This window comes from Bradyrhizobium sp. 142 (genome assembly GCF_023074015.1).
Lineage (GTDB): Bacteria > Pseudomonadota > Alphaproteobacteria > Rhizobiales > Xanthobacteraceae > Bradyrhizobium.
On the sequence record NZ_JADPKQ010000187.1, the window covers coordinates 1 to 9,444 of the forward strand.

The following is a 9,444-nucleotide window of genomic DNA, read 5'->3' on the forward strand; positions in this document are numbered from 1 at the left end:
GGCGCGCAAGCGCGCGTCCTTGACCGCTCCTGCGCGCGCCGCCGTCGAGATAGCGCGGGTCGGGGCGGAGAAACGGGCTTCAAGTCGAACAAAGAAACCGACAAGGAGGGCTAACCCGGCGGCAGTATCCGTGGCATGACCATCTCGGCGGAACCGTCCACGCCTTCCGGCTCCGCTCCACCTCCACAACGAAGGCGACAGATCACGAGCTACAAAAGTACGACATCTTCACCCGCTACGGACAGACTAGCCGTGCCCGGCAGAGAAAGAGGCACCCGCAGGAGGGTCAGCATAGCGCCGACGCGCAGCGGCGGGACCCGGGACCGAGTACAGTTGCGAGACCGGTTAAGAAGGCACCCGAGCGCGGGACAGTGATAGCGACGCCGGCATGCAATGACGGCGGGGCCCGCGAGCGAGTGCCTCCGGCGAGCGACACATTATTCTGCGCGAGGGATCGAAGCCGGACGGCCGAGACGCTGCGCGGCTCGGTTCACGAGAGCCCGGTCCGGCACTTGCCGAACGCGCACGAACGGAAAGGAAGAGCTGGGTGGACGCTTTTCACTCCAAACCTTGAGTTCTCACGATTGCGAATCCCAGTCATGTGTTAGCAGCCGGAACGAATGACGGACAAAACGATTCACCGTACTCAATCCAGCGGATGACCGATTTCTAGGCTAACGGCACCGTGAAGCACAACACCGCGCCTCGTTGGCGATTCTCGGCCCAAATAACACCTCCGTAGCTTTCGATGATGGTGCGTGCGATCGGCAACCCCAATCCTGTCCCTTGTGGCTTCGTGGTAACGAACGCATCGAAGATGGTCGTCAGGTTGGCGATGCCCGTCCCGGAATCCGACACTCTTACCTCGGCGAAATTGGCTTTGCGAAGAGTACTGATGGTCAAATTGCGCGGTCGCGGCTCGTCCTGCATGGCGTCCATCCCGTTCATGACAAGGTTGATGATCACTTGATGCATGTGGATCGGGTCGGCGAGCACAGGCAGCCTCTCCGGCGTGAGCACGGTCTGCAACGTGATCTCGCGCTTGACGACCTCGGGCGTGATAATCTTGATCAGATCCGGAACCGATTCATTGATATCCAACGCTTCCAGATCGCCCTCTCTTCGGTTGTTCAGAAGCTTTCCCAGCCCCAGGATGATCTCGCCCGCACGCTGCTCGTCCCGGATGATATCGAGAAGGATCTCGTCGATCTGGACGAGGTCCGGAGGGGCGGCCTTGAGTAGCATCTGCGCTGCTTCCGTGTTGCTCAGAATTGCTCCCAAGGGCTGAGTTAGTTCGTGAGCGATCGACGACGACAGCACGCTGGCGGTCGTCACCCGGTTGAGGCGAGAAACTTCGCGGCGGCGGGTGTCGGCTTCGGTTTCAGCGCGATTCCCACGCCGGTGCTCGACAACTAGCCAGAAGATGATCGCGGTCTGAAGCAGCAGCGCGGCCAGGCCGGCTGTGACCGGAATGCGATATTGTTGCCAAAGGCTCGGAGTGCGGTAATAGATCGTGCTCCCGGGCAGCAACCGATTTTCGCTGACATTCCACCGCTCCAATTCCCTCCAATCGTATCTGGGCGGTGCCGGTCCGGTTGCAGAGGCATTGATTATGCCGGGCGTCTCTCCGTTCAGAATGCGGACGGCGGCGCTGGCGGATTGTCGGCTTAGATCTCCGATAATTGTCAGCGGTCCGCCAACGATTCCCTGCCCGAAAAACACATCGAAGGCTGCAAACATGGGCGCATTGGCCACCGTGTGCAGCGCGGAGAATGCCTTCTCCTCTTCGTGCGTCGCCCCTGCTGCATCGACCACCAGCAGTGCAAAAAAGATGGCGGAGTGGGGTGGAAGCCGGGAGGCGCGCTTCAGCATCTCCTCGAAGGACAATTCGTTGAACCACATGAAGGTCACGTGTCCTTCCAGCGGCTGGAACTCGGCGCGCATGCGCTCCAGCCAGTACTTCTCAGTCGGCGAGTTGCCGACCACAACGGCTATGGTGGTCGTCTGCGGGAGGACCCGCAGGATGTGCGCGACTGCCCCGGCCGGGTCATTCGCGACGGCGACCACGGCTTCGTTCGCGGTCAGCGGCGGAATTCGTTGCTGGTCCAGGCCCGTGTACAAGGCGGGACTGGCAGGAAAGAGCTGCTGTCTGTAGCGCTGGAAAAAGTCTACCGCCGGAGCACCGATGGTGATTACCAGATCGAGCCGGCGCTTGGCAAAGAGAGCCCGCAAATAGTCAACAAACGGCCCCTCGTCATCACCGCCGTAACGCGCCGTCGCGAGCGAGGCTTCGAAGAAGTCGACAGGCTCCCTTGATTGCCGACGGAGTTCTTCGCGGAGAATCCTTGCGTGCTCGTTCCAGGGCGAAAATTCCGAGCCAAAGGAATACAGGAGCAGGACGCGCTTGGGCTCGGACCACGCCACTCCGGTCATGGCGAGGAGCAGAATAGCCGCACTGAGGAGTACCCGAACTCTCATGCTTTCTCGCAGCCGTCAACGAGGGAGGGACGTTCAGCAGCACGTGGGCGGCGTCTTGGCACTGTCGGATACTCGACGTTATCCGAATTTAGGACCCGCAGGGGATTATCATTTGATCCGGGTCAATTTGTGGTGGCGCGACGAAATAGGATTGTTTTGGTCCCGTCGCGCCAATATCTGTAGTTTAGGTCAGGGAAGGCTCTCGATTGCGTCGATGAGGAGTTTCGACATGAATGGTTTCCTCAGGTAGGCGACGCACCCCGCTTCGAAAGCTTCCCGGCGGCTGGTCTTGCTGTCGATTGCCGTCATGAAGATGACCGGAAAGTCGCTGCCGGACGACGTCAGCCGCCGCTTCATCTCGATGCCCGAGATGCCCCCGAGATGAATGTCGACGAGAAGGCACTCCGCCCGACATCCAGCGGCTTTCGCAAGAAAGGATTCCGCGGAGGTGAACGTCAGGACGTGGAATCCGTGCGTCGCCAACAACCGCGTGAGGCTTTTCAGCATGCCTGGGTCATCTTCGACGATGGCAATGGTTCGCATGTGATTGGCCGTGCGAATGAAGGAAAGCCCGCCGGCGGCAAGTGAATGGTGGCGGTCTGCGGTGATGGACGCTGCGACTGAGTGCATTTCCTTGCCCTGGCGCGCGCCGATCGATTCTGGCGACCCGCTTGCTTACACTCCCGCAGTGGCCCGCACACCGCTATGCAAAATCCAACCTAGCGCCGATTTTTCCCTGCGTCGGAGTCGAGGAGCGTAGGCCGGCAGCCGAGGCGGCGCTGTCGCCGGCTGTTACCGCACGGAAGCCGAAATGCGCGAGGTGTTCCCGGAGACGTCTCGGCCCGGCCCCCTCGCCAGCCTCCGCTCACTTGGCCGCCGTTTAGGACGAAACCGGACGTCAGTCCGACGACGAATCGGCCGCCCATGATCGATTTTGCATAGTCGGCCCGCCAGGCTTTCCCTAGGTTCAACGTGGTTACTAGCCCGAGAAAGGATTAGTCATGTCGAGCCGAATCATTGTCTCGCTCGCCGCATCCGCTATCGTCGGCATCGTGTGTGTCGCGACGATCTCAACCGACGCCTTCGCATATCGACGAGGCGTTGGAGTTGGTCGCGTCGGCGGTTACCACGGCGGTGTCTATCGCGGTGGCGTCTACCGTGGAGCCGCCGTGCGCCGCGGGGTGGCGGTGGGTGTCGGAGCGGCTGCAGTGGGAGCCGCCGGAGCCTACGGAGCTTATCGTTGCGGATACTATCCTTATCGACCGTGCTACTGATTTGTTGCAGGGCCGAGCCAGCTCACCGGCGGTGGTTTCCGCTACGCACCTTTGAGACTTCGCTTGGGATGCGCCTGGTAGTCGGGCGCGTCCCCTAGCCACAAACCCGCGCCCCCAACTATCGGATCACCTGAAATGGCACGATGTCCTTGAGGAGCTTCCCGATGAAGAAGGGAATAATGCTACTAGCCGTATCTTGTTACTTGGCATTCCCGACGATTGTTATCGCGAAGTCCGCTCATACGAAAATTATGCGGACCCCGGATGTTCGGAGAATCCCATCATCAATGGAAACTCCCAGGCGCGGCTTTGTTTTGAGGCAAGACTTGTTCGATCGGAATAACCCGAACAACCTGCGATCAGATTGGCCCGGTTCGCCGGCTCAACCCGGCCAGTTCTGAAAATCAAGTTTCGACCGAACCGTTCTTATCGCCTGATCTGCTCGTCTCGGTCCCTTATCTGGCACTGCCTGGGGCTTCGCTGCATGAAGTCTCGAAGCAGGCGGTCAAAAGTGGCTTCGAGTTCCTCCTGCATAATCTGCGCGAGGCCACGCTTCTTCTCAACATGGAGGGTTTCGTCTTCAATGAGCTCGAACGCGGGCTTTGTTCCTCTTGCGGCAATGATCATGTGAGTGATTTTCATGGTCCTGTCCCTCCTGGCATGCCTGTAGAACCGCGCATTCGTAGCTTCTTTGTATCCTCCGGCATGAGCTTCGGCCGGTCGAACCAACCGGTTGAGATCATTGCTCGCGTCTCGAAGCGCCGGCGCTTCTCGAAGCACCGGCGCTTTCCGTGAACTTCACTGTGCCGACAAGCCGACCGTTACCGGCGCGGCGTCTTCACGATCGGCGGTGGATTCCATTTTCCGGTCAACGCATCCGACCGAGGACTGTAGAGGCGCATGGTCAGGTTGAAGCCTCCCTTTGGCGCGGGAAGCCAGTTGGCTTCCTTGTCCTTGCCGGGGCTTTCGTTCTGGAAATAGAGATCAAGCGAGCCGTCGCCGTTGTACTTGAATGGCATCCAGCTGCTCACCGCAAAGCGGTTCAGCACGTTGCCGACCTGGAAGCCATCCGGATCGTACAGGGTGGACCAGAAGGCGTTGACCGGCGGGGCCGCGTCCTTTGCGAACGTGATGGTGAACTTGTTGGCTCCATCCAGTTGTCTGCCGGATTCGTCGCCGAGGTTGAAGGGATAAACGGCGTCTTCAGGCAGATTCGCCCCGAGTCCTATCTGAGCCACGATTGCCCGCTTGAGGTAGTAGTTGCCGTAAACGCCCATGGTATCGGTGTTCATCGACCAGCCGTTCGCAACCCGCGCCAGCGTCGCGGATCTCAGTAGCAAGGCGGATAGGGATAGTAGCCGCAGGCCGGACGCCCGTAATAAGGCGCCGCGTATGCAGCCGCTCCATATGCCGCCGCGCCCGCAGCGCCGGCGTACATGACGCCGCGGAATGCCGAACGGCGTGCGACGCCAGCGAATGACATCGGCGTAAAGGGCCGGCCGATGATGTCGATAAAGACTGCGGTCGCTCCATCCGCGCCCGCAAGATCGCCTTCGAGAATCTGCACATTGAAGGTCAGCTTGTCGCCCTCGAGCTTTGGATTATTCAGCACCACAACGGCGTCCTTCACCGCGCCGTCCTTGCCGAGAACGGACACGGTGGCGTTCGGCGGATTCTTGGCAAAGCTGTCGTCGCCGGATCCCCACTCCGCGATGACGTCGGCCGTAGGCTGGTGGCCCGCGGCCCGCACCGGGCGATCGGCGAATATGATCGAGCTCGGCGTCACGCCGGTGAGGGTAAGCGTATCGCCCTGCAGCGTCACGCCGCGGGAGTTGAGCACGAACAGCGAAGGCACGATCTCAGGCTTGGCGCCTGCGGAAGGCGTTCCGATCGTCTTTAGGGATGATGACGCCACCCCAGTCGTCTGAGCAAAAGCAGCGCCCCCGCCTAGCATCACCGTTACGACGAACAGTCCTGTGATCTGAACTAATTTCGCATACTTCATGTCTGCCTCTCCTGCTGGAAATTCGGGTGACCATTTCTCGAACTAGCTACTCGGCAGGTCACGCTCATCGGCGACTATGAAAAGGCTTCGCGGCAACGCCTATGCAAAAACCAACAGGCGGAAAAATATCGGGAGCGCAAAAGAAAAGAAGCGACCGTCGCCGCGCCGATTTTGCATAGCTCGCAGACAAGCGTCTCGGAAATGGACGTCCCGCGTCGGCGAATGATGGATCCCTGCCGCGCTTATTGTTTCGTTATGGCTCTGATGCGCAGCATTGACCATGAGCGATCGCGCATTACAGGCGAGTTCGGTCAGGGGCACGTTGCCACGTCTGGAATGATCGCGCGCACCAACGCAATCGGTGGTGCGACAGTCTTTCCGGCGGTGATCTCAATTCCGACAGCCACGGCAATTTGCCGCAAATCCGGGCGTTATCGGGCCTCTCGCGTCGATTCTTGTCTGGGTCAGCACCCATGCCGCTTATCTCTAGCCAGCCCCGACCTGCAGCGAAAGGTGTCATCGCACGGTTGCGTTGGCACAAAATGCATATTTGATGCCGCCGGCAAAGTGCCACGTTGACCGCTGCGGCCCGCCGAAGCTAAGCTCGCCCACCGAAAATTTTGCGGTGTCTGCGGAGTACGTCTACAGCGAATGCTGTTAGACGCACCCCAGCTACGAAGCATTTTTACTGAGAGCTTTTCGATTGGCCGGCGGCCCCTGACGCAGGCGAGAGACGAAATGACCGGCGCCCCTGTAATTCATATCGTGGACGACGACGCATCGTTCCGCAGCGCGATTTCGCGCCTCTTGAAAATCGCGGGCTATGAGGTTGCGGACTATGAATCCGCGCCTCTGTTCCTGCGAATCATCGCAGATGCCAGACCGGGCTGCGTACTGCTCGACCTCCAGATGCCATCCTTCGGCGGACTGCAGTTGCAGGAGGAGCTTGCAAGATTGTCCCATGACTGGCCGATTATCTTCATGACCGGCTATGGCGATATTCCCACGAGCGTGCGCGCCATCAAAGCCGGTGCGGAAGATTTTCTCGCCAAACCCGTATCCAGGAAAACGCTGCTGGAAGCGATCGAACGGGCGCTGGGGCGTTACGCCGGGATGCGCGAGAGCCGGGATCAGCTCAACTCCTTTAGATCGCTTATCACGACGCTGACTCCTCGGGAAAGCCAGGTTTTCTCCCTGATGATCCGGGGAAAATTGAATAAGCAGATCGCGCATCTGCTTGGTACGTCGGAACGCACGGTCAAGGCTCACCGGCACATAGTGATGGAGAAGCTGCAGGTTCACTCCTTTGCGGAAGCGGTCTCCATCGCGGAGCGCGCAGGATTGTTGACGACGACGCCCTGGCCCGGCGCCACGATTCAAGGCCAGATATCGACGAGCCGCCTTGTGCGTGGCTAACGCACGCAGTCGCGCAACCCCGCCTGCCCCAAAGGGCAATATCAACCCGTAGCGCCGTGTGCTGTGCTGCCTCCAGACGAGCCAGTTTTGTCGTGCGTGAGATGGGGGCTTTCGATGACAATCCATCGATGGATCGCGGCCTTGCCGGAAAGGCCTGCCAAGCAACCGGACATGCCCTGCTGCGATCTTATCGAGCAGGCCGAGGCGCTGGTGCTGGCTGATCTGGATGCGCCGCTTCATATCTCGGCCCTGTGTCGTGCCCTTGCGGTCAGCGAGCGAGCGCTTCGAAAGGCGTTTCATAGATCCCACGGGGCTCCACCGTGCCGGCAACTGCGGATGTTGCGGCTGTCCCACGCGAGAAGCGCCCTTTTGTCAGCGGATTGCAAGTCAGCAACCGTCACCGAAATTGCGACGTGCTTCGGTTTCGTGGAGCTTGGCCGCTTTTCAGTCGAGTACCGCAAGACATTCGGCGAAAGCCCTTCGCATACGTTGCACCGCACATCTCCGGACAGACCCCCAGTGGTCAGCGGATCGACCAGGCTCGACAGTCCTCACTTTGTGGCCTGAGCCCGTGCGAGGTCTCCCGCAATGCCCTGTAACGTGAATAGTCCGCGACAGTTAGTGGCTTTATCGTAACAGTCACGGCAGATTCCCGATTCAAGCCGTTCTTGCATGGTGAGGGCTGAGGGCGAGTCGTTCGATCGATGCTATTCTAGATTTGGCGACTAATCTCCAGTCACGGGGCAGGCAGATGACGTACCGAGCATCCGAACAAAATCCCGGCCGATGGTTCACGCGCTGCGGCATCGGCGTAGCTTTGCTGGTGTCCTTGTCCGGTGCAGCCTACGCCGACGAGGGCGGCGTCAGCTTCTGGGTACCGGGATTCTTCGGCAGCCTCGCAGCCACGCCGCAGCAACCGGGATGGTCGCTGGCGACGGTCTACTACCACACCTCCGTATCCGCCGGCGCCGACGTCGCGCGTGCGCGTGAAATCACCCTCGGCAGGGTTCCGGCCAACCTTACCGTAAACGCAAATCTGAATTTGAGTGTCAACGCCACCGGCAACCTTGGCTTTGTGATCCCGACCTATGTATTTGAAACGCCGGTGCTCGGCGGCCAGGCGTCGGTGTCCCTCGTGGCAGCCTATGGCGTCGTCGGCACCAGCCTGGCGGGGACCTTGTCCGGCGTGCTCGCGACGCCGTTCGGCAACGTTCCCTTCGCGCGGTCCGACACTATCAGCGACACGACATGGGGCTTTGGGGATCTGGTGCCGCAATTCGCCTTGCGTTGGAATGCCGGCGTCCACAACTACATGACCTACATTACCGGGGACATACCTGTTGGAGCGTACCAATCCGACCGCCTGTCGAATCTGGGTATCGGACACGGCGCGATCGATGCCGGCGGCGGCTACACCTATTTCAATCCGCAGACCGGCCACGAATTCTCCGGCGTGCTCGGCTTCACCTACAATTTCAAGAATACCGCAACGCAATATCAGAACGGCGTCGACATGCACTTCGACTGGGGCGCATCGCAATTCCTGTCGAAGCAGGTCATGGTTGGCCTCGTGGGCTATGTCTACAAGGGGCTTGGCTGCGACAGCGGTTCAGGCGACCGCGTCGGCTGCTTCCAGTCCCAGGTGGTCGGCGTCGGTCCGCAGATCGGGTTCCTTTTTCCGGTCGGCGACATGCAGGGCTATCTCAATTTAAAGGCTTACGGAGAGTTTGCCGCAGAGAATCGTCCCAGTGGCTGGAATGCCTGGGTCACCTTCGCCATCTCGCCGCCCGCACCCGCTCCGCCTCCGACGACAAAACCCGTCGTCAGGAAGTATTAGCCCAGTCCTACACCGATCTCCGTTTCACGTCTGCTCGGATGTCGGAAGCCCGGCAGATTTATGGGTTCGCGGCTAATTCAACTTAACTTCTCCGGGAGGCAATCCAGTGAACGTCGGTCTTAGCATTACAGTTGTCTTTTTGATTTGACATGAGCGCGTTGAGCGGCAGCCTGATGAGCTCTGCGCCAGAAAGACCATGCGATGATGCGTGCGGGTTGAATACGCTTTCGAGCAAGTCTGATGGCAATGCGGCGGATTTCCTGGATTGACCAACGGATCAGTGGCGGCGTGGTTATGCTTTGGCTTTTGCCGGGGGGCGACGTTTCGTTTTTTTGGGCGGTGGCGGATTAGCGCGATGTTGGATCGCGGCCATCATGGCGAAGGCGAGCATCACCAAGGACACATGACGGTGCCAGCCATGCCAGGATCTGCTC

7 protein-coding genes and 2 pseudogenes are annotated in these 9,444 nt (G+C 59.9%); 3 read left to right on the top strand and 6 right to left on the bottom strand.

Annotation, left to right across the window (positions count from 1 at the left end):
- Positions 1-669: 669 nt before the first annotated feature.
- From IVA82_RS17075 to IVA82_RS17095, 5 genes and pseudogenes are all read right to left on the bottom strand, one after another.
- Positions 670-2,478, bottom strand: a complete 1,809-nt coding sequence (locus IVA82_RS17075; protein ID WP_247391119.1) for a HAMP domain-containing sensor histidine kinase — start codon at positions 2,476-2,478, stop codon at positions 670-672.
- A gap of 189 nt (positions 2,479-2,667) precedes the next feature.
- The gene (locus IVA82_RS17080) at positions 2,668-3,108 is read right to left on the bottom strand and encodes a response regulator (RefSeq protein ID WP_247391121.1); all 441 of its coding nucleotides are present in this window, start codon (positions 3,106-3,108) and stop codon (positions 2,668-2,670) included.
- A 1,070-nt stretch (positions 3,109-4,178) separates the two neighbouring features.
- Positions 4,179-4,394, bottom strand: a complete 216-nt coding sequence (locus IVA82_RS17085; protein ID WP_247391124.1) for a hypothetical protein — start codon at positions 4,392-4,394, stop codon at positions 4,179-4,181.
- Between the two features lie 179 nt (positions 4,395-4,573).
- Positions 4,574-5,074: pseudogene (locus tag IVA82_RS17090) on the bottom strand (DUF1214 domain-containing protein); the annotation flags it as partial.
- A gap of 8 nt (positions 5,075-5,082) precedes the next feature.
- Positions 5,083-5,757, bottom strand: coding sequence for a hypothetical protein (locus tag IVA82_RS17095; protein ID WP_247391126.1), 675 nt, complete (start codon positions 5,755-5,757; stop codon positions 5,083-5,085).
- Between the two features lie 738 nt (positions 5,758-6,495).
- Between IVA82_RS17095 and IVA82_RS17100 the strand changes: the two genes are divergently transcribed.
- The 3 genes from IVA82_RS17100 to IVA82_RS17110 all read left to right on the top strand — a co-directional run bounded on the left by IVA82_RS17100 (position 6,496) and on the right by IVA82_RS17110 (position 9,010).
- The gene (locus tag IVA82_RS17100) at positions 6,496-7,173 is read left to right on the top strand and encodes a response regulator (protein WP_247391127.1); all 678 of its coding nucleotides are present in this window, start codon (positions 6,496-6,498) and stop codon (positions 7,171-7,173) included.
- Between the two features lie 114 nt (positions 7,174-7,287).
- Positions 7,288-7,740, top strand: a complete 453-nt coding sequence (locus tag IVA82_RS17105) for a helix-turn-helix domain-containing protein (RefSeq protein WP_247391129.1) — start codon at positions 7,288-7,290, stop codon at positions 7,738-7,740.
- Between the two features lie 184 nt (positions 7,741-7,924).
- Positions 7,925-9,010 carry a transporter gene (locus tag IVA82_RS17110; RefSeq protein WP_247391131.1) on the top strand — a complete coding sequence of 362 codons (1,086 nt, stop codon included), beginning with the start codon at positions 7,925-7,927 and terminating at the stop codon, positions 9,008-9,010.
- Between the two features lie 292 nt (positions 9,011-9,302).
- Here IVA82_RS17110 and IVA82_RS17115 read toward each other — a convergent pair.
- A pseudogene (locus tag IVA82_RS17115) lies at positions 9,303-9,444 on the bottom strand (IS701 family transposase); the annotation flags it as partial.